We start from the raw sequence: 20,194 nt of genomic DNA on the forward strand, positions 1-20,194 counted from the left end.
GGGAAGACCACGGTCAAGCGCAACCGGTTCGTCCAGCTCTCCGGCGGCACCCGCACGGTCAACCGGGCGCTGGAGGCCAGGGCCCGGGCCGTGGCTGGTCTGAAGGGGTACGTCACCAACCTCGCCGCCTGCCCCGACGGCACCCCCGTGACGGCCGAGTTCGTGATCGACGCCTACCACCGGCTGTTCCAGATCGAGAAGTCGTTCCGCATGTCCAAACACGACCTGCAAGCCCGACCGATCTACCACCACCAGCGCGAATCAATCGAAGCCCACCTCACGATCGTGTTCGCCGCCCTCGCGGCCAGCCGCTGGATCGAAGACCGGACCGGCTGGTCGATCAAGAAGTTCGTCCGCACCACCCGCCGCTACCGCACCATCGAGATCCAGGTCGGCACCCACACCATCACCGCCGCCGACCCCCTACCCGACGACCTCCGTGACGCCCTCGAAGCCATCACCCGAACCACCCGACGTGCGCACTAACGTGAGCCAAGTCGGGGCCAACACATCGACCGGCGCTGTGATGTGGAGATCACCGAACGGGGGGCATCATCCTCAGCCCGCTCAAAGCCACCCAACTCGCGGCCGAACATGCCGAGTCAGGACTCCGGCGATGCCGTCGCACTGCAACTCGACGTACAACGACGGCCCTCCAAGCCGCGATCCGCCACCCAGCGCCCAACTCCTGATCGTCAGACGACCACGAGGCCGCAGCAATTCTCGACCATCCTCGCCGTAACTCGCCGGCTTGTCGGCCTGGTCCGCCAGGCGCTCCAAGGGTGAGTTAGAAAAACAGTTCCCCACGTGATCGACGTTACGGCGCCGCTGAGCAACCTTCTTTGGTCGTGCGTGAGCACAGGTAATGTCACCTGCGGGGAGGTAATCTTTGTGGGCGAATCGACGTCTACCTGCTCCCCGATAGGCAGGTTAGTCCGGGAGTGGCGTGGGGCTAGAATCCCGTCGCCCTCTTTCCTGTGGCATTCAACGCGGTCCGCGCTTCTCTGAGGGCGTCAGACGTCAATCGATATCCGTGCTCACCCCGGTAGTCCAGCATCTTTTCGATGATCTTAAAAGTGCGCTGGCTGACATTCTTGCGAGCTAAAACGAGTAGGTCGGGTAGGGTCGCTTTTCCTATTTCTGCTCCGCTGGCGAGTTGCAGTAGGGTGAGTCCGAGTTGATAAAGGTCGACCTCGTGCGTCCAGTTTCCGAAGATGAACCCGGGAGGCAAGTAATGAGGGGTTGCGCTCACTGTATTAACCGGGGTGCCCGCAGCAATAGAGATGTTGAAGTCGATCAGTACTGGCCCTCGACCCTTGCTCAAGACTATGTTTGCCGGCTTGATGTCCCTGTGTACGACGCCGTGCTGTGCTTCGAAGATTGCTTGGGCGACATCGCCATCGAGTTCGTCGTGACGCTTGCGCATTTCGTCGACCTGTGCCGGACGCGGGTGCATTCTCTCCAAGGCGTTGAGGAGGGCGACTGTCCACTTGAGGAGGGTTGGCTCAGAGGGGCGAGTTGAGGCCTCGCAGTAGCTTCGCAAAGTAGGACCCTCGACATACTCCATTACCAAGTATGCGTCGCCATTGGTCAGGCTTCCTGCATCGATTATTTTAACGATGTTTGGATGATGGAGCGTCTGGAGGATATCCAATTCGCGCTGAACGCTACTCAGTTTTCCGTTTCGAACTACCTTAAGGGCGACTACTTCGTTCGTTTGGTCCTGTCGATGCGCTTTGTAGACTCTGGCGAATCCACCTGGAGCCCCTACAGTGTGCTCTATGACGTAGTCGCCGACCTCTTCTCCTGGCTGAAGGTCGGAGGATCCGCTATTTCTGAATGGGCGCTCTAGTGCACTTAACTGTCTCTGCAGGTAGGTCTGGAGTAAGTTGATGCACAACCGTGGAACAGTGTGCGGGTCTTTGCAGATTCCATAACCGACTAGGTGGGCGACGTCGGGAGGTGAGGATCTAGCCCATTCTGCGAACTCGTTGACCTTGCCTTCTGCCAGCAACGTTAGCAAGTAGTACTCATCTGGGTACTCGTCGCGTAGGGTCGATACGAGTTGATCCAAGAGTGACGACCGCTCGATGAGGAGGTCTTGTGCGAGCAGTCTTACGTCGCCTTCAACGATGCGAGTCGCATTGCGCCGGTTGGGTTCCCGGCCGTGGGCGCTTGATCCAAGCGCGCGCAATAGTGCCGGATGGCCACCGGTTTGCGAATAGCTGGCCGAGAGCGAATGTGTCTCCCATTCAAGACCAATTCGCTTTCCGATGGTGACAAGGAGGTCAGCCGCTTCGTCTAGGTCCAGTGGACTTAGGTATTCGCGGGTGAAGTAGTTGTATACGGGGTTGTCCTCCGCGCCGATCTTTGCATCCTCGACGCACTTGGGGTTGGTTCCAGAAATGATATAGGAAAGTCGCCCCGGAAACTGTTGATCAAGTCCGCGCAAGAGTCGCCACAGTTGAACGAAGTTCCGCTGGGCCTCCGGTGAGGGGTTCGGTGGCAGGATTCGCTCGATCTCATCAAGGAAGACGACAATCTTCCTGTGGCGTTCTCTCAGGAGTAATTGAATGTCGTGGTCGTATAGTTCTGTTACGAGTTTCGGATCTGGAATGTCGAGGAAGAGGCGATACTGGCCGAATAAGCGGAGGCTTTTGACGTCTCGTACTCGTCTATGAGAATCGAAGATTGCCTGTCCTACCGACCAAAGGATATAGGAGGTGTCTGGTCTAATTGCGGCCGCTCTTTGTAGATCAATTTGCGCAACAAAGCATCTGCCGTCTTCGCGGACGAGCTGGGCAAGCCTGTTTACTAGTGATGTCTTGCCGATCTTTCTTAGGCCAAAGATTCCCTGGTGTCCAGATCCTGTTACGATCTCCTGGCGGAGGCGCTCGAGTAGTCGGCGGCGGCCAAAGAAATCCTGTGATTTAGTGACGGCTCCAGGTAGGTTGTATAGGTCACGTGCATATGCTTGCGACTGAAGTAGGACCCGAAAGTCTGTGTCTCCGTGCGGCTTGCAAGACCGGATTCGATCTAGGCTGAAGCCGACGAATAGTGTTCCGCTCTCGTCGCTGTACTCACGGACTCGATCGCCAGTTCGTCGATCCTCGGTCATTATGATGCTGATCGACCTGCTGAGTCGAACGCCCGTAGATCGGATTATGTCCGCGGCCTTGTCAATCTCACTCGCCTGGAGTCTGTCGTACTCGGCGACCAGTACAAGTATTTCTCTGGTTTCCCCTAGGGCTGCCTGGAGGACTTCGGATGGCTTGACAAACAAGCTCCAGACTCGAGGATTATCTGTCGTCTTGGTGTACTCAATCGAAAGGCCGCCAGCCTGGAGTGCCGCAGCGACATCACGTTTGATTCGACTTCCCTCGATGAATCGCTCAAGTGCGCCGGGTGGCAGTGGGGGCATAGTGCGCCATGTTAGCGGTTCGAGCGCCGACTGTAATCCCCTGATCAACTGACCGTCACAGGAGTTTGTCCAACGAAGGTTCCCCTATGTGGCGACGAACAGGCAGTGATCTGCCACGAATCAGGTAGGCGCTGCCCTCCGATGAAGGGGTTGTGCAGTCCGGCGACGCCGCGCCTTTGCGTTGCTGGGGCTGTCGTCTATCGAGCGGTTGGAGTCGCCTCAGCTGGATAAACGTTCGTCCGGCGATCTTGTCCGCCGGGCCATGGTCGATCGGCGGGCGCCGCCGCTGGTGAGGCGCTTGCATTCGTTCCGGTCTGTCGTGAGCGGGTTGCGGGGGTGAGTGAGCCTCACGGGAGGCCACCATGAAGGATCTTCTTCCAGCCGATTGGGCGCCGCCGCGCAGCCGCCTGCGCGTGTCCTGTCCTCGGCCGTCGCTGGTTCGGCTGCTACGCCGCCCGCTCGCCTCGCCCATCGCCCGAGCCCCTTCCGTCCCTGGCCGCGTAGGTCGTGGTCGCGGTGGGTGCTGACCTTCTCTTTCCAGCCGTCCCCGAACGGGGACGACGCGTCCGTTGACAGTTCCACAGTGGATGGCGCCCGTCGGGCGCCCCGTTCTGGTGCCGCCATAGGGGTGGCACCGGTCGCATCTTCTCGTTGAAGGAGTTCCGTTGTTCTCCCAGGTGTTTCCTGCCGCTGCCGGCTTCGGTGGCGGTGACAGATTCCTGCTTGGCCGTCGTTCGGGGGTCAGGCTTGACGTCAGGGTTGATGTCAGTCTTGGGCCGGACCCCCGGACTGACCCCCTGTTCCTTCTCACAATGCAGGTCGACGCGGTTGTCAGCGCCTCCGGCTGGTCCTGCGACAGACCCTGCTGGTCTCGGGTCTCTCCCCCTGGGGAGCCCCACAGGCGTCGGCTGGGGGTGGTGGCCCGTGGATGATCCGATCCTGCGGGTGCAGTCCCAGGTGACCGCCCGCGATCGGGTGTTGCTGGGCTGGTTGTACGACCACGGGGTGCTGACCTCGTTCCAGCTCGCCCACGCCCTGTTCCCGTCGCTGGACTTCTGCCAGCGCCGGCTGCGCAAGCTGCACGGGTTGGGACTCGTGGCCCGGTTCCGGCCGCAGCGTCCCGACGGCGGCTCGTACCCGTACCACTATGTCCTGGACCAGCGCGGTGCCGAGGTCGTCGCCGCGTACCGGGACGAGCGTCCGCCGAGGCGGGACCACGCCCGGGCGCAGCGGCGGCGGTGGACGTCGAGCCGTAGCCTCGCGCACCGGCTCGGGGTGAACGGGTTCTTCACCGACCTGGCCGGCTACGCCCGCACCCACCCTGGCGCGGAGCTGGTGGAGTGGTTGCCGGAGGCGACGTGCCTGCGCCCTGGTGCGTTCGCCGGCCCGGATGATCCGGTGTTGGTGCGGGCGTATCAGCCGCGGGTCCGTCCGGACGGTTTCGGCCGCTGGGTCGAGGACGGTGTCGTGGTGCCGTTCTTCGTCGAGTACGACACCGGTGGCGAGCCGCTGTCGGTGCTGGTCAACAAGCTGGCCGGGTACCGGGAGCTGTTCGACACGCTCAGGCGGATGTGGCCGGTGCTGTTCTGGCTGCACTCGGCCGCCCGGGAACGGAACCTGCGCCGCCTGCTGGCCGAGGCGCCGCTGCTGCCGGTCGCTACCGGTGCCCGCGACCACGCGACCTCAGCGGGACTGTGCCCGGCTGGGGCCGTCTGGGCGGCGCCTGGCGATGTGGGGGAGCGGCGGCGGCTGGTCGACCTGGCCGGCTATGTCGCCGACTTCCGCAACCACCCGGAGGAGCCGGCATGAACCGCGCGTTTCGGTGCCGCACCACGAGTCTGTTCCGCTGGCACCGGTCTGTCAGTGCCTCGCGGGTGGCGGCTGACAGATCGGTGAGAGGACCGGATCGCCCTGTCAGTGATAGGGGAGAGGTATCGTCCGCGCTTCCCGTCGTCCGGTCCACGGCCCGGTCCCGGACCGCTCCCGTAGCGGTCCGGGACCGGGACACGGGGACCGGCCGCCAGATGCGGGACCGGTCCGCTTCCGACCGGCGCGTGCCGGTCCTGCTTCGGTCCGGGGAGGTGGTCCGCCACGGCCGCCTCGACATCTGACGCCCGGGACGCCGGTCGGCGGTCCAGCCGGATCGAGGGCACGGTCCAGATCGTGATCATGCTCGCGATCGGTGGGGCGGCCGGCGCGGCGTCGTTTACCCACGTACGTGACGTCGCTGCCGCTCACGGCCAGCCGGGCTGGTTGGCCTGGGCGGACGCGATCGTCCTGGAGCTGATGTCCATCGCCTCCGGGCTGGAGCTTCGCCGCCGTAAACGGGCCGGTAAGTCGACGCTTTTCCCGGCGACGGTGCTGGCCTGTGCGGTCACGCTGTCCCTGGCCGCGCAGGTGGTCGAGGCGGAGCCGTCACCGATCGGCTGGATCGCCGCCGCCGTACCCGCGCTCGGCTTCCTCGTCATGGTCAAGATCGCCCTCGGCTATGCCGACACAGCATCCGCCACCAAACCGACCGGTCCCGTCCGATCAGACGCACATGCCGGAGACCTGCCCACCACCGATACCGCTCCACCGGACGGCCGGGACCTGTTTGCGACACCGGTCCCGGACCGAACCGTCGCCGAGCGGACGGTCCACCAGCCGGGTCGGGACCGCCGTCCCCGCGGACCGGACCACCGCAAGACCAGCGGACCACAGCATCAACGCCGACCCGTACGACGTGGACCGTCCCACGGCGGTCCGGCCAGCCTCGACGAGTTACTTGCCGCCGCACGACGTACCCGCGAACGACTCGCTGCCGGGGGCCGGCCGTTGACCCGCGCTGCCCTGGCCGAAGCCCTGCGCACGGCGGGGTTCCCGGTGTCGAACACCAGGGCATCGCACCTGCTGAAGATCCTCAAAACCGAGCAGCCGCCGGCATCTGCGGCACCCGTGCCGGACCGTTCCGGTCCGGCGGCCGGCATCGCGCCGGCCCCGCTCACCGACCCGTCCGTACGACATCCAGCCGTTCCACATCCAGGAGACGCCACACCATGAGCGCCAACCCGATTCCAACCGACCACACCAACCCGACCACTCCACGCCGGCCATCCGGCGGGGTGTGGACCGCCGAGCGGATTCGCGTGCTCGGCGCGACCACCGACCTGCCGACCGCCGCGGCCGTCCTCGGGATCAGCCGGTCCCAGGCGTACCGGCTGGTCGCCACCGACAGCTTCCCCACATCCGTCATCCGCGCCGGCAGCCGGATCATCGTCCCGGTCGCCGGCCTGCTCCGCCTCCTCCTACTCGACAACCCCGACCCCGACGGCCAGCGACTTGATCCGGTTGCCGAGACGAGCGTGGATGCAACGGACACGCCACCAGCGGACTACCGCCACCACCGCTGGTGGCACCACGCCGAGCACCCGGGAGACGATGAGTGAAGGGCACCACCTTCAAACGCTGCGGCTGCCGTGACACCACCGGCCGGCGACTGGGGCAATCCTGCCCCCAGCTCCGGCGGGCCGGCGGAGCCTGGTCCCGCAACCACGGCAACTGGCACTGGCAGATCGAAATCCCCGCCCGCGCCGACGGCACCCGCCGCCCCCTACGTCAAGGCCCCCACCAAAGCCAAGCCGACGCCGAAGCCGTCCTCGACCGCATCCGGGCCGCGCTCACCGTCCCCGACCCCACCGACACCCACGCCACCACCAAAACCGGCGACCTCATCGAAACCGCCGTCAAGACCGGCGCACCCATCCCCACTCCCGACCAGATCCGCCGCGCCCTTCACCTCGACATCACCCCCACCGAACTACCCACCATGGAGACCTACCTGCACAGCTGGCTCGCCGGGCGCAAGGGCATCAAGCAAGGCACCGTACGCACCTACGAAGCCCACATCCGCCTCTACCTGATCCCGTACCTCGGCCACCTCCGCATCGACCGACTCCGCCCCGGCCACATCGACGCCATGTACGACGCCATCGACGAACGCAACACCACCATCGACACCCTGCGCGCCAGCCCCGACCCCGCCAAACGCGACAAGGTCAAAGGCCAACGCACCGTCGTACCCGCCACCATGCACCGCATCCGCGCCACCCTGCGCAAAGCCCTCAACGACGCCATCCGCCGCCACCGACTCATCGACATCAACCCCGCCACCATGATCGAACTACCACGGGCCCGAGCCCCCAAGCCCACCATCTGGACCGACCAACGCATAAAGACCTGGCGCGACACCGGCAAAACCCCCAGCCGCGTCATGATCTGGACCCCCGAACACACCGGCCGATTCCTTGACCACACCCACGACGCCGGCGACCGCCTCTACGCCCTCTACCACCTCGTCACCTTCACCGGCCTACGCCGCGGCGAAGCCTGCGGCCTGCACTGGGACGACCTCGACCTCGACAACCGCACCCTCACCGTCCGCTGGCAACTCGTCCAACACGGCTGGGCCACCGCCATCGACACACCCAAAACCGCCGACAGCGAAGGAGCCGTAGCCCTCGACGTCGAGACCATCGCCGTTCTACGCGCCCACCGGACCCGCCAACACCGCGAACGCCTCGCCGCCGGCGAGACCTGGACCAAGTCGGGCCTGGTCTTCACCACCCCGACCGGCAACCCACTACACCCCGCCGACATCACCGACCACTTCCACCACCTCGCCGCCCAAGCCGGCCTACCACCCATCCGGCTTCACGACCTCAGGCATGGCGCCGCCACCATGGGCCTTGCCGCCGGAGTCCAGATGAAAGTCATCTCCAACCGGCTGCGCCACTCCAGCCCACACTTCACCGCCAAGTACTACGGCGACGTCCTACCCGAACTATCACACGCCGCCGCCGAAGCAACCGCCGCCGTGGTACCGCGCCAGCGCAACACGACAAGGCCGGCGTAATCTCCACACGTCGTCCAACCATCCTTAACAGTGTTAGGGCCGTAGGCAACCCCACCCCTATCAGAAGTAACCGCAACGCCCATACCTGACATGAAGATCGGCCCTTTAGTCACGCAAGTCATTGAGAGAATCCGCCTCTGCCGCTGACTGTCTCTATTCGCGTAGTGGGTCTGCTGCACCAGTAGACACCTGAGTACTGCCCAAGCCACTACCGCCGCCGTGCAGACGACAATAGTCGCTACCCCGGTTGCGTCCGTCAAATTTGAGAGCATCATGCACCTCCGGCCAGTCAGGTCGCGTGACGACATCTGCCATCCGCCGCTGCCCCATACAGATTCCCCTGCGGTTCCACGGAAGTGGCTGCTAAGCATGCAGTGCGGAATAGAGACGCAAAAGAGTGGCCGGCTTTTCAGTGCCTGCGGTCCGGGTTTGGGCCTACCAAGGATAGTGGCTCACTCGTGCGGTGAGCCTCATGGGGCGGCGTTATCGGCTGCGTCGGCTAACGCATTGAAATCTTGCTTGTACTCCTCAATCAATCTGAATCGCGACTGTGCGTCTTCCTCAAAGAGTATGCGAACGAACCGCTCCTGCGTCACCGATGCATACATGCCCCGGTTCCACTTACTCCAAGACGATTGAAGCTTTCTAATGTAGGATAGTAATTGTTCGCCGCGGATCGTGAGGCGGCCCAGGAACTTGCCTGTCATGCGCCACCGTTCCGCCGCCTCATCAAACCATTCATAGTTAAAGACGACGATGTTGTGGGCTATGAGGAATTCGATGTAGTCGTCAATAAAGCTGTGGTCGCCACTTTCTACATCCGGATATCCCGTCTTGTGAGCAAGGATCCCACAGTATAGATCCATGCCGAAATAGAGGGCTCGCCCAGTTTCGGTGAGGCCGTTAACGAACAAATCAAAGTACGATATTTGTGAGCGAATGCCCGACGATTTTGAAAGCATTTCCTCGCAGATGCCGCGAGGAGGCAGTGGTTCGGTCGGTAGCGGGCCGCCCGAACGGAACAATTCGAGGAAATTGTCTGGCGTGAGGACGGGACTTAGGGGAAGTTTGACGGGGCTCGCCCGGTTGAGCCTGATTGCCTTGCGTACGTCGATCCAGTGCATTGAGCCGATGGTAGGGGCGTAGATCGCCAGGATTACAGGGAGTGGATAGCTAGACCAATACTCGCGGTGTTTGTCGGATGGGGAGTATGTTATTCGACCGTTCGTTACGTTTGTGTATGATGAGCCGCTCTTAATCTGTACCGCGATGTTTCGCCCAGTGGCGGCGCCCGCTGGAGTGACGTACTCGACATGTCCATCCACGCCAACGTCATGCATGGGCGTCTCGCGCCACAGGCAGCGGGCCCGGTTCGCAAGTGTTGCGAAGGTATTCACGCCTTCGCGTTCCACGAAGGTGCTGTCCGATACCATCGGCGCCAAATTAGCCCTCAGAACCTCAGACAACAGCCACCTTCCGGCATCTAAGCGTTCAATTTTTGGATGGTTGCAAGCGCAGTACCCCGGCAACGGCCGGCTCTTCGCTCGCTATCGTGCGTGCGACATCAATCTCACCAATTGGTCAATCTGCACTCAGCTCTGCAAATGCTGTGTCCACCATTGGAAATCAGGATCGGAGCGCGCGGGAGCGAAGTACGTTTCAGTGCGAATGTGATCTAGCAGAGCTCGGATCATCGGATTCGGCATCGAGCAAGAATCGGTGTACCGTCGAAGAATTTCCAGGCTTCGCAATGGCGAATATATCCCGTTCTCAGAGCAGACACGCCGCGCTCTTCGATCATCGATGGCAAGCTGTATACCGCGATTCGCTGCCACTGCGACGGTTGCGGCGGATGCATCGTCTAGAAGCGCGGCGAGCGTTACATAACTGTCGGACTCGTGTGGTAGGAGATCCGTAATCTCAAAGACTCGCTGACCGCCAAACGCATCGATCGTTTTCGGAAACGAGTTCTCGATCAAGGCCTTCCGTACCTCCGGTACCAATGCCGCAGCCTCGCGGACCATCAAGAAAGTCGTGCCTAGCCTGTCGGCAATCTCAGCCAGTCTCTTCGAGGCAGTCAAATTGATCGCAACGCAAGGGCCGAGGAGCAACTTCTGTCGAGGCACGTTTCACTCCGACGTCTCGGATAGGTCGACGAACTGGAACGCACCGTCTTCAGAAATGTCACGCGTCTCAGTCAACTCCTGATAGATCCTGCGAGCTTCGATTATGCTTGCGTCCAGATACTGAGCAAGTTCGGGTTCGGTTATCTTGCCATCCAAATACAGTTGGACAGCAAGGTTGCGATAATGAAGTGGAAGGTAATGGCCGCCCTCGTCGTGTGGCCGAAGGCCGAGCCGAGTTGCCGCCAGTCGTGGCTGGAATCTATTGTCGTGGAGTTTGTCCCACGTTCCAGCTTTTACGAGGCCAAGGTCCTCCAGTCGGATGGTCAGGGCCTGAACTGAGACCTGGTAAGAATGAGCTAGTTGCACCAGTGTCGCGGGTGTGACGTTACCTCCTTGCCCGCGCTTAAGTTCGTGAAAGCGGCGTGTTAGTCCGTTCCTGGGCATCAGGAAATTCGCCGCAAAGGCATCCGCGTACCGCTCGGACTCCTGCATCTTGGTCCGAGCGTCAAGCGTGGTCACCTCGGCCCGCGTCCTAGAGACAAGAAAGTGCGCATATTCGTGTGCCATGGTCCACCGGCGTCGTTCAATAGGATGATCTGCGTTCGCCGCGACACAACCGCCGAGATTCTCGACAAAGACGAAGAAGCCGGCTACCTTGGACGGGAGTGGAACTATGAATACTCTTAGGCCGACCTCCATTTCGAGGATCTCCCGAAGCTGAATAACAGGTCCGTCTCCAATGCCCAGCCGATTCCGTTCCTCCATTGCAAAATCCTCACCTGCCTGTGCAGGGGCGAGGTGGTCAATCGTCTTGATGGAAGGATAGCGACCAGGAGGCTGTGCGCGTGCTCGCCTCAGAAGGTCCAGATAGTTGTCGGCTAGCGCCTCGATCTTCTCGATTTCAGCATTCACATTACCGGCGCTTGGCGAGGATCCTGCCGCGAGCCTGAATCTAGTACCGATAGCAGTTGGTGGCGCGGCTGGACGCAGGAGTGCACTGACTTGCACACCGTAGATATGCGCCAAGCGGATCAGTTCCGACGGTTGAACCTCTCTGGCGCCCTTTTCCATCGCGATCAGGAGGGGGCGACTGACTCCGAGTTCGGCCGCAGCTTGCGCCTGGGTCAGATTTGCAGACTCCCTCGCTGCGCGTAGCCTCATCGCCAATGAATCTGGGCCTACTTCGGACTGGAGGCTCTGTGTAGTCATCTCAGGTCATTCCTCTGCGTTGCCACGTCGTCACATCTACCCCAAGTGCGTCACCAGCGACACGCCATTCTTGCACATACCGATCGTAGAGCCTCACGAGGTCGTTAGGGTCCAAAATGTGCGACGCTTTAAGTAGGCTTGGAAACTGTGATACCAAGGCGCGCCATGGATGCGCTTGCGCTAGGCACTGTTCAAGCAGCGAGACTTGCCAAAGCATGGCGGAAAGGCCTGGATCTTTCGATTTCGTCTGCCTTCTATATCGTGACGAGTCGTCTAGATATCCCCGGCCAGCACTTTGTAGTGACTGGCGTCGCAATAAGCACGAAGTGCATGAGCCGCATTCATAAGAGGATCGTGCAGAGAAGCCCGAGTCGCAGGAAATTGAGGCAGCAAGCGCAGGATCAGCGGACTGTGGCACCATCCCAATGAGGTCGCCCTTCGTGGTCCCCAAGTATGGAGCCTGGATAGTAAATCCGCCGCTTGCGACCTTCGAGGCGATCTCGGACATTTGCAGCAGCGTCAAAGGATGCATGGATCTGGTCGCCTGAGAACCGAATTGCGATTTAAGGTATGGAATATTGAGCGCGCCAACGCCGTTTTCATACACTCGCAAAACGTTCGAATCTATCGCCCACGATGTCGCAATTCCTACGCTCAGAAACAGGAATCCGCGTGTCCGTTGGCTTGATTCTCGTTTGCCATACTTGCGGCCTCCGGCAAGTTGAATGCGATACGTTAAAGGGTCAATCGAATGGCTGCTGCTCGCTTTTAGTGCGGCAAGTACGTCATTTTGGGCGCGCCGCATTCGGGAGTTGGTGTAAATGCTGATGGGAGCCACATTTTCCTGAGCTGAGTCAATTGCTAGACCGCAGCACGAATCTAGCCCTCCGGAGAACAAGGCTGGTGTTGCGTTCTGAGGGATTGTTTCGAACAGGGCGTGCTGACCGTCGTAAAGAGGTCCGTCTTCGCGGTCCCGGGAGGCAAACTCCACATCCCATTCGTCATCAGTCAGCCAGTTCAGCGTCTTCATTACCAAATCAGCATGCGTTTGCCAAGTGCTCAAGCATCTAACGGGAACTCGCACCCAAATTTTTCTGCCCCAACCTACGGTTACCCCGCTTTGGGCCGCGTTCGGTCGTGGTGCGTGCTGATCAACCGCAAACACGATGCTTGCCAGTTCCACAAGATCCGCCGCCTCGGGCGGAAGTTGTCGGGCCAGTCTGCGAATAACCTGACTGCCTGCGAGTGTGATGTGGTACCCGAAGCAAATGCTTCTGATGTTCGAGTCGTCTTCTGTGCGAAATTCTGCGATTCTGCTTTCGGCCCGAGCGCTCACAGATCCTCCAGCGTGGTGTTGAGTAGCTCGTCATGTGAGCGCCTTGGCGTGATTCGATTAGGTGCGCGAAGATGTTCTGCGGTAGGACGCTTGAGCAGGCTCCTTGCCAACTTCTCCAGTTGGCGACCTTCCATGATTTGGTTAACGACGCTATGGAACTCCATCGGCTTGTATTCGCCTTGGTTCACAAGTTTTGGCACCATCCGGTCAAAGCCTGCGTAATGCGCAAATTCGATGAGCAGTCTCTTTGTTAGCAGTAGTGCTGCCTTTTCGCTCGACACCAACGCCAGTTGCGACTGCATGGTGGCTGCCAGAACCTGTGCCGCCTCCTCGGCTAGGCGCGTTGGGACATGCGGAGGGCTCGCGCTCAATCTCGATAGATCAGAGGCGTTCCAGCTGCCGGTTCGTGCCGATTCCTGCATTCCGTCTGCAATCGTGCGTAGGTCTGGAACGCCGCCACTTGCCTTGAGTGAAGAGGCAAGAGCCCCCATTGTCCGCTGTTCGAGCTCCTCTAGGCCCGCGCGTTCGCGGAGTCCACGTAGGACTTTGCCCCATCCGGCGGTGAGGCGAAGGCCGAAGCGATCGTCGTCTGGCATGATCCCTGCCCTCTGACAATGTCAACACCTCCACGGTACGCAGTGCGGCGCCGATGTCAAGATGTCAAGTGGCTAAGGGTGACGATGTCTGTCCGTTGTGTATCCCTCGGTCCATGTTGGTCGGATTGTGCTTCGGCCCTAGGGGGCACTGCGATCACCGAGGCCGCCTGTGGGCGGGCGATAAGTCTGATCTGTCTGGTGTGGTTGCCAAAGTTGAAGCTGGTTGAGGGGGCTCTCGTCGTCCCGCCAGACAGTAGGTAGTCCTCGATGCCCGCGATTGTCCCGGCGCTCAAGCCTGGTGACCATGCCTCGACTGCTGCATGCTGTTTACATAGGTAGCAATGCTTGGTGGACGGAGGGGCGATATGGCGCAACTGCGGCTCGCATCCACCTTCGCTGCGCAGCACTCGGGGCTGCCTGGCGGGCTTGTCGGCGTCGTATGCGCCTTACTTGCGATCGGCCCCGTCACCCGCGCGCCGGTCGACCCTGCGTGGCCGCTGCACCGCGCCCTGCTGGAGCTGCGCGAAAGGGCTCTTGCCGCCGGGTTGGCCGACCCTCTCTACGGGGCGGCCACCCGGCCGGATCCGCACTTCGGCGTCCGCGTCGTCGGAACGGAGCGGGCCCTGCGATCACTTAGAGCCCAGGGCGTGGTCGTGGCGACGGGATCCGGGGCTTCAGCAGGCTGGGAACTGACTGCTGAAGCCGCGATGACTGCCCGGAGCGACTTCCTGCGTCAGTGTCCAGCTGACCCGGACCTGCTGCTCTGGGCTGCTCACCGTTGGAACGCGTCACTATCCGCTGTCGAAAAGGCTCGGTCCAAGGGGGCCCGGTCATCGGGATCCGATACGGAGTCAGGTGATAGTCGTCGCCAGGCGGTGCCCGCTCGCTTGCGATAGAGGACGCTAACGCGGATTCGGCCACGGTTTGGTCCAGCGGACAATGGCACAGCCTCGACGCGGTAGGAACGGACTTTGCCGTCGCGGCCCGGCAACCCAGTGCCCTCCCATTCGGCAGGCGCACCGTCGCGGGGCCCCGATGGTCTCCAGTCGATGGTCCTGCATTCTTGTAGCCGGCGAAGCGCGTCGATCGCGGATGCCGGCGGGACGACGGGGTCTGTGACATCAATGACTTGACCGCTCGGCGGACCTGCCGGTTTACGTGCGGTGGAAACTCAGCGAGACGGTCCGAGAATGCCCGTCGGCCACGGCCCAGAGACTCCTCCATCTGTAGCGGGTCCATCTGTTCATAAGGGAGCGGCCCCTTGAGCATTTCCAGGAGGGTAACGCCGAGGCTGTAAAGGTCCGACCGTGCATCCAGCACACCCGTCCTGTACTCCGGTGGTCGGTAGAGCAGGGTCCCACCGTGCGCGTTACAGGTTCGGCCGCCGTCTGATAGGGGAGAAGCGGACCCGAGGTCACCGAGGTACGCCGTCTTGCGGTCCTGGTCGAGCAGGACATTCCCTGGCTTGACGTCCCGGTGTAGGAACCCGTGCCCGAGGTGGAGATGATCGAGCGCGTCAAGAACCTGCCCCGCGAGCAGCAGTGCCCCGCGGACCCCGAACCGGTGGCCGTCCTGGAGGGCGCCGTGAACGCTCCCGCCGGATAGGTAGTCCATAACTAGCGTCAGGCCGTGGTCGATGTCTGGGTCCGGCTGAGCGTCACGAATTCTGACGATGTGATCGTGCTGAACCCGGTCAAGCAGTCTCGGCTCCCGATAGGCGACAGCGTCCTCGAGACCGAGTAGGTCGATGGTCTTTTGCACGAGCATCCGCTGCAGAGGCTCGTGCCAGACGAGCCGAACTTCGCCGACCGCGCCTCCGGGCAGAGTCTGAAGGAATGAGTAGGACGGCTGATTGAGGCGGTCGCCACGGATCACGTCAGGCCCCTGCCTCCACGGCAACGGCGGCGAGCGCGGCCAAGCCGCGGCCGTCGCTTCAGTACTTGCCACTCCGGGCGACGCTGCCCACGCCGAGCTTCGCTAGCCCACCGCTCCCAGTCAGCCCGAGTGCGCCCTTTACTGCCTGGTGCGATACGTACCGGCATGGAACATCCGCCTTCGCGCACTCCAGCCGCAGCAGCGTCTCCATTGCCAGGCGGTTTGTCCAGCCGGTGTGTGTATCCGTGTGATTCGACACGGCACGTAGGATTACCACCTGGGACACCTCAGCGTCGCGAAGTGCACGGGCGGCGTCCTTTCCGAACTCAACTAGCCGCTCCGCGTCGGACAGGCCGTCGCGGAAAGCCAGCCGCTCTGGCCTGCCTTCGACAACAGCCGCTCCGTCGGCGACGACAAGGTATGTGTACGACGACGTGCAGGCGACTCCGAGTGTAGTCATGGTCCTCCTCGCCTCTGCCTTACTAAGATCAGCCGGGACTCGCTCCCGTCCTACCTGTCGCGGCCCGACTGGCACTGGGCCTCAAGCGCACGCTGGCGGCCGGCGCAGTAGCCCGGTCGCGTAGTTGCCCGATTGGTCCAACGTGTGGCCGGCGGACATGCAGCACTGCCGTCAGCAGGGCTCCGACCGACAAGCGGCAAGTTACCGGACTACGACGGCATTGAGAAGATGCCACTGTGGACGCCTGCATTGTAGCGGCCAGTGGTGGACGGAACCTCCATCATCGGCTCGCTCTCCTGCTTACAGTCGGGATTGTGTCAGGCCTACCGTGTGGAGGTCGATGAGGTACGAGGAGCGGGAGGTGTAGGTGTCCCTGCTCGATTCCATCCGAACGGGCTTGCGGGTGATAACTGCTGGTATCGGCCGTGCCGGTCAGGAGATCGTCTCTGCTGATCATGGCGCGCAGCAGGTCGCGTTGCATGCGGCGGCGTCAGGTTTCGTGGGGATTGCGCAAAGCACGGCCAGAGTTCGCCAGGTGATCGGGCAGGTCCAGGCGGGGATCGGGAGCCTGGCTGTCCTGGCGGGTGAGGCCACCACGGTCTTGTCTGCCGTCCCGCGACAGTCGACCCCGCAAGAAGCCGTCGCGATGCTCGCCCCAGTGATGGAGAAGCTCAACGGTATCCATGACGGGGTCGGTGGTTGTATCGGGCAGGTCGACCAGGCCAAGCAGGTTACTGCGGCGGTCCTGCACGGTGGCGATCCTGGGCCTCTGCTGGCCAGGCTGGATGCCCTTCTTCAGATCCTGGCCGGGGTTGGTCAGCACGTCAACGCTGCCAGGGAGCAGGTCGTGGCGGCGATTAGCGAGGCGAGAAGGGCCGGTAGTTCGGGAAACCGACTTCGGGTGGCGGGCAGAGGATCGTCCCGCCACCCGTGACAGCACCGGTTCGGATACCACCGAACCGTTCCGCGATCGAAGAAATCCGTCGGTACGTTGGGCGAGATGTGGCCGCGGGGCGGTTGTACGACGTGGACGGGCGACCGTTGACGCCGGTCGTCGGGCCCGGCGACACCGGCGCGGCCGAAGATCTTGCCGAGCCGCGCCGGTCGATGCGGTTCGTTCACCACGTGGAGTCGAATGCGACCGCGTACATGCGCCGGCACGGCGTGCGCTCGGCAGTCCTCTACATGAACATGCGACCTTGCCAAGGGGAGGACGGCTGCACCGAGAACCTCAAGGCGACGCTGCCGGTAGGTTACCGGGTGACCGTCTACCAGGTGTACGCCAACGGGTCTGTGCGGCTGTGGGACTTCAAAGGGACCGGGGAAGGGCTGACCGATGATCGACGCTGACGACCGCCAAGTGCAGGCCGACCCCGCAACCCTGGCCGCACTCAACGAGCGGGTGCACGATCTCGACACGCCCGAACTGACCGCCTACGCCACGTCACTCGGCGTCCGGCCGCCCGACGACCGCCCTGGCTGGTACATCGTGCTGGAGTATGCCCCCGACCTGACCGAGCGCGGTCTGTTCTGGGTCGGCCCTGACGACGAATGACCCATGCGATGTCCGGATAGGCGGCGACACGGAAAACGGTTGCTGGTCCGCGTTTGTTCCCCGTTTCATTCGGTCGCTGGGAGGGCACTGGTGGGTGCTCCCCGGGTGCTCGGGCGCCGTGGACGGGTCGTACTTGTGTGGACCGGGCGGGACGCCGTCTCGAAGAACTGGGGGATTGGCAGCGAACAAATGGACTCCTACGACCCGGTTGGACCCGTTGAGTCGATCACGACCGCGCTCTTAATCTGCGGGGACTGCCTGGACGGGGTGGGACGTGTGGGAGTGGGACTGACCTTGGGATTCTGTGTGAAGCGTGGCGTCGTAGCTGCCGGTCCAGGTGGGCTTCCTGAGACTGCTTGCGTGAAGTCCGCTGGTCGACGCCTGCTCCGCCCAGTCGGCTCTTTTCCAGCGCGCTGGAGCAGGTCCTGGCCCTTTGGGTACGCCAACGGCTCGCCGCGCTGCTGGCCGCCACTGATCGGGCAGAGGGCCTGGGCAGTCTGGACGCCCGCGTGCGGCGCGCGGTCGTGGTGGCCCGGCAATACCGGTCGCGGCACGAACTGTTCGCCGACCGCCACTGGCAGGGGCGACCACCGGCGCCGGGGTGGTGCCTCGACGGCACGCTCGCCGTCCGCTCGCTGTTCGACGGCTACGCCACAACTGGGGTGCCGTCCGATCAGTGGCCCGACTTGGCTCACGGTCTGCTGATTCTGCGGTCTGCGGGGCTGTGACCTGGGGAGATTGGTCGCCAACATATGGACTCCCGCGGCCCGGTTTGACCCGTTGAGTCGATCGTGACGAGCTACCGCCGGCGATCAGCCGGCGTGGCGTACCTCGGCCTGCCAGATGTCGGCCCACGGCCGGCGCAGCCCGACGCAGAGCCAGATCGGGCCACCGTTCTCGTCGTTGTCGACATCGACCCGCTGGTCGACACGGCCGGCCAGGCTGACGGTGGTGAACCACTCCCGCAACTGGTCGGGACGGTTCCAGCCGACGGCGATCACCACGTCGGCGTCGGCCGGAGGGCGGCCGAAGTCGGCCATGCTGTTGTGTCCGGAGTACGCCGGTGGCAGGCCCCGCGTCGGGCCGTAGCGGGCGACGGCGCCGGCCTCGCCGTAGTTGGCGGTGAGGATCACCGCGCGCTGTCGCTGCTCGGCGGGGAGCGCTTGGTGCACGGTGGCGAGGGAGTCGGCGAACGCGGGCCAGCCGATCGTCTCGCCGGCGTCGTAGTTCACGTCGACCACGAAGCCGGGCAGGCGGTCGGCGGGCAGGGTGGGCAGCAGCAGCACCCCGTTCGGGGCGACGAACAGCAGCGCGCCGGCCACCAGCAGCGTACGACGCAGCACGCTGGCGCGGCGGGTGGCCCAGGCGGCGGTGACTATTGCGCCGGCGGCGGTGAGCACCAGCAGCAGCGGGGCGTCGTAGTAGCCCTTGCCGCCGGCGAGCAGCACCACGGCGACGACCACCAGCCAGGCCCAGGCCAGCGCCCGGTAGGCCCGCCACTGGGGGCGTCGCAGCAGCGCCACCAGGCCGGCGATCCAGATGGGCACGGCGTAGGGGCTGATGATGACGAACTGCAGGGCCAGTGCGTCGAGCCGCCCGCTGTAGGAGCTGTCGCCGCCGGAGATGGACGCGGCCACGGACAACTGCGGGAAGCCGTGCGTGGCCTGCCAGACCAGACTGGGCGCGGCGAGCAGCAGGGCGACGCCGAAGCCGGCGAGCACCCACCGGTCGCGCAGCAGCCGGCGGGGTCCGGCGATCGCCACCCCCGCGAGCAGGCCGACGCCCAGCAGCGCGGGCAGCAGCTTGTTGAGCATGCCGGCGCCGAGCACGAGCCCGATACCGAGCGCCCAGCGGGTGTCGCCGGTACGCAGCAGCCGGGCCGCGCACAGCGCCGCGGCCAGCCAGACGAGCATGTCGACGGTGGTGGTGCTGAGCAGGTGGCCGCTGGCCAGCACCAGGCCGGAACTGCCGGCGAGGAACGCCGCGAAGGTCTGCGCACCCCGTCCCGCTCCGAACTCGCGGGCGAGCGCGGCCACGAGCAGAACGCACCCGCCGGCAATGAACGCCGACGGGGTACGCAGCGCCACCAGGTTGCCGGGCGCCACGGTGTCGGCGAGCCGGGCCAGGGCCGGCACCAGTGGGCCCTGGTCGACGTAGCCCCAGTCGAGGTTTCGGCCGGCGATCAGGAAGTAGAGCTCGTCGCGGTGGTAGCCGTAGCGGTTGGAGAGGATCAGGAGCGTGACGATCACCCCGCCGGCGACCAGCCAGGGACCGTAGGCCCGTGGACCGGGAGCGGGTGGCGCGCCGGCCGGTCCGGGCTCCTCATGAGATGGGCGAGCCAGGTCGGCGACTGATTCGGCCATGTTCCCATGATGGCTGCCAGCCCTTTCGACCGCTGCCCCAAACGCCCTGTCGACAGTCACGGATCGGCCCCGGTCGAGAGTCCCGCACAGCCAGGTACCCACGGACACGCCGGAACTCCGGACGCTGCCGCCGGGGATGCCCGGCCGGTTTCCGGGCTATGACCTGACCCGGCTCGTCCTCGCTGACGCGGGCGAGCCGGATACCCACGCCGGGGTGCTGTCGGAGCCCGAGATGAGCGAAGCGGGGCTGCGGGTGCTTGGTGATTTCGCGGCCGGGCGGCCAGGAACGGCTGGTTGACCATGGAACCTGTCCCGGCCGATCGCCCGCTGGCGGGTTCGCCACTGATCGAGGGCCACGT

General features: G+C 63.4%; 16 protein-coding genes and 1 pseudogene. 9 read left to right on the top strand and 8 right to left on the bottom strand.

The window, feature by feature from the left end:
- Nucleotides 1-486 (top strand): annotated as a pseudogene (locus tag AB0I42_RS28400) (IS1634 family transposase); the annotation flags it as partial.
- Nucleotides 487-952: 466 nt separating this feature from the next.
- On the opposite strand, the gene AB0I42_RS28405 reads toward AB0I42_RS28400, so the two are convergent.
- Nucleotides 953-3,421 carry a serine/threonine-protein kinase gene (locus tag AB0I42_RS28405; RefSeq protein WP_357541892.1) on the bottom strand — a complete coding sequence of 823 codons (2,469 nt, stop codon included), beginning with the start codon at nt 3,419-3,421 and terminating at the stop codon, nt 953-955.
- Nucleotides 3,422-4,345: 924 nt separating this feature from the next.
- On the opposite strand from AB0I42_RS28405, the gene AB0I42_RS28410 reads away from it, so the two are divergent.
- From AB0I42_RS28410 to AB0I42_RS28425, 4 genes are all read left to right on the top strand, one after another.
- Nucleotides 4,346-5,230: a replication-relaxation family protein gene (locus AB0I42_RS28410; RefSeq protein WP_357541894.1), complete on the top strand. Its 885-nt coding sequence runs from the start codon at nt 4,346-4,348 to the stop codon at nt 5,228-5,230.
- 360 nt (nt 5,231-5,590) lie between these two features.
- A complete protein-coding gene (locus AB0I42_RS28415) occupies nt 5,591-6,463 on the top strand; it encodes a DUF2637 domain-containing protein (RefSeq protein WP_357542029.1) in 873 nt (290 codons plus the stop codon).
- The gene (locus tag AB0I42_RS28420; protein ID WP_357541896.1) at nt 6,460-6,849 is read left to right on the top strand and encodes a hypothetical protein; all 390 of its coding nucleotides are present in this window, start codon (nt 6,460-6,462) and stop codon (nt 6,847-6,849) included. Before AB0I42_RS28415 ends, AB0I42_RS28420 begins: the two co-directional genes overlap by 4 nt.
- Nucleotides 6,846-8,315: a tyrosine-type recombinase/integrase gene (locus AB0I42_RS28425; RefSeq protein WP_357541898.1), complete on the top strand. Its 1,470-nt coding sequence runs from the start codon at nt 6,846-6,848 to the stop codon at nt 8,313-8,315. Before AB0I42_RS28420 ends, AB0I42_RS28425 begins: the two co-directional genes overlap by 4 nt.
- A 470-nt stretch (nt 8,316-8,785) precedes the next feature.
- Here the strand turns inward: AB0I42_RS28425 and AB0I42_RS28430 are convergent, their stop codons facing one another.
- The 6 genes from AB0I42_RS28430 to AB0I42_RS28455 form a co-directional block, all read right to left on the bottom strand.
- On the bottom strand, nt 8,786-9,748 hold the full coding sequence (locus AB0I42_RS28430; RefSeq protein ID WP_357542031.1) for a DUF4365 domain-containing protein: 963 nt from the start codon (nt 9,746-9,748) through the stop codon (nt 8,786-8,788).
- Nucleotides 9,749-10,444: 696 nt separating this feature from the next.
- Nucleotides 10,445-11,650, bottom strand: coding sequence for an XRE family transcriptional regulator (locus AB0I42_RS28435; protein ID WP_357541900.1), 1,206 nt, complete (start codon nt 11,648-11,650; stop codon nt 10,445-10,447).
- A gap of 1 nt (nt 11,651) precedes the next feature.
- Nucleotides 11,652-12,680: a 7-cyano-7-deazaguanine synthase gene (locus AB0I42_RS28440; RefSeq protein ID WP_357541902.1), complete on the bottom strand. Its 1,029-nt coding sequence runs from the start codon at nt 12,678-12,680 to the stop codon at nt 11,652-11,654.
- A 302-nt stretch (nt 12,681-12,982) separates the two neighbouring features.
- Nucleotides 12,983-13,582 carry a hypothetical protein gene (locus AB0I42_RS28445; protein WP_357541904.1) on the bottom strand — a complete coding sequence of 200 codons (600 nt, stop codon included), beginning with the start codon at nt 13,580-13,582 and terminating at the stop codon, nt 12,983-12,985.
- A gap of 633 nt (nt 13,583-14,215) precedes the next feature.
- Nucleotides 14,216-15,529 (bottom strand): serine/threonine-protein kinase, encoded by a 1,314-nt coding sequence (locus tag AB0I42_RS28450; RefSeq protein ID WP_357541906.1) that lies wholly within the window; start codon nt 15,527-15,529, stop codon nt 14,216-14,218.
- Nucleotides 15,516-15,917, bottom strand: a complete 402-nt coding sequence (locus tag AB0I42_RS28455) for a hypothetical protein (RefSeq protein WP_357541908.1) — start codon at nt 15,915-15,917, stop codon at nt 15,516-15,518. The genes AB0I42_RS28450 and AB0I42_RS28455 overlap by 14 nt, the downstream gene beginning before the upstream one ends.
- A 367-nt stretch (nt 15,918-16,284) precedes the next feature.
- Here AB0I42_RS28455 and AB0I42_RS28460 point away from each other — a divergent pair, with 367 nt between their 5' ends.
- The 4 genes from AB0I42_RS28460 (at nt 16,285) to AB0I42_RS28475 (ending at nt 18,200) form a co-directional block, all read left to right on the top strand.
- Nucleotides 16,285-16,851 (top strand): DUF6244 family protein, encoded by a 567-nt coding sequence (locus AB0I42_RS28460; RefSeq protein ID WP_357541910.1) that lies wholly within the window; start codon nt 16,285-16,287, stop codon nt 16,849-16,851.
- A 92-nt stretch (nt 16,852-16,943) separates the two neighbouring features.
- Nucleotides 16,944-17,267 carry a DddA-like double-stranded DNA deaminase toxin gene (locus AB0I42_RS28465; protein WP_357541912.1) on the top strand — a complete coding sequence of 108 codons (324 nt, stop codon included), beginning with the start codon at nt 16,944-16,946 and terminating at the stop codon, nt 17,265-17,267.
- Nucleotides 17,254-17,472 (top strand): hypothetical protein, encoded by a 219-nt coding sequence (locus AB0I42_RS28470; protein WP_357541914.1) that lies wholly within the window; start codon nt 17,254-17,256, stop codon nt 17,470-17,472. Before AB0I42_RS28465 ends, AB0I42_RS28470 begins: the two co-directional genes overlap by 14 nt.
- Nucleotides 17,473-17,828: 356 nt before the next feature.
- Nucleotides 17,829-18,200 carry a hypothetical protein gene (locus tag AB0I42_RS28475; RefSeq protein WP_357541916.1) on the top strand — a complete coding sequence of 124 codons (372 nt, stop codon included), beginning with the start codon at nt 17,829-17,831 and terminating at the stop codon, nt 18,198-18,200.
- Nucleotides 18,201-18,284: 84 nt separating this feature from the next.
- On the opposite strand, the gene AB0I42_RS28480 is transcribed toward AB0I42_RS28475, so the two are convergent.
- Entirely contained in the window at nt 18,285-19,835 is a 1,551-nt protein-coding gene (locus AB0I42_RS28480) for a glycosyltransferase family 39 protein (RefSeq protein ID WP_357541918.1), read from the bottom strand.
- Nucleotides 19,836-20,194: the final 359 nt, after the last annotated feature.

The organism is Polymorphospora sp. NPDC050346 (genome assembly GCF_040655695.1).
GTDB classification, from domain to species: domain Bacteria; phylum Actinomycetota; class Actinomycetes; order Mycobacteriales; family Micromonosporaceae; genus Polymorphospora; species Polymorphospora lycopeni.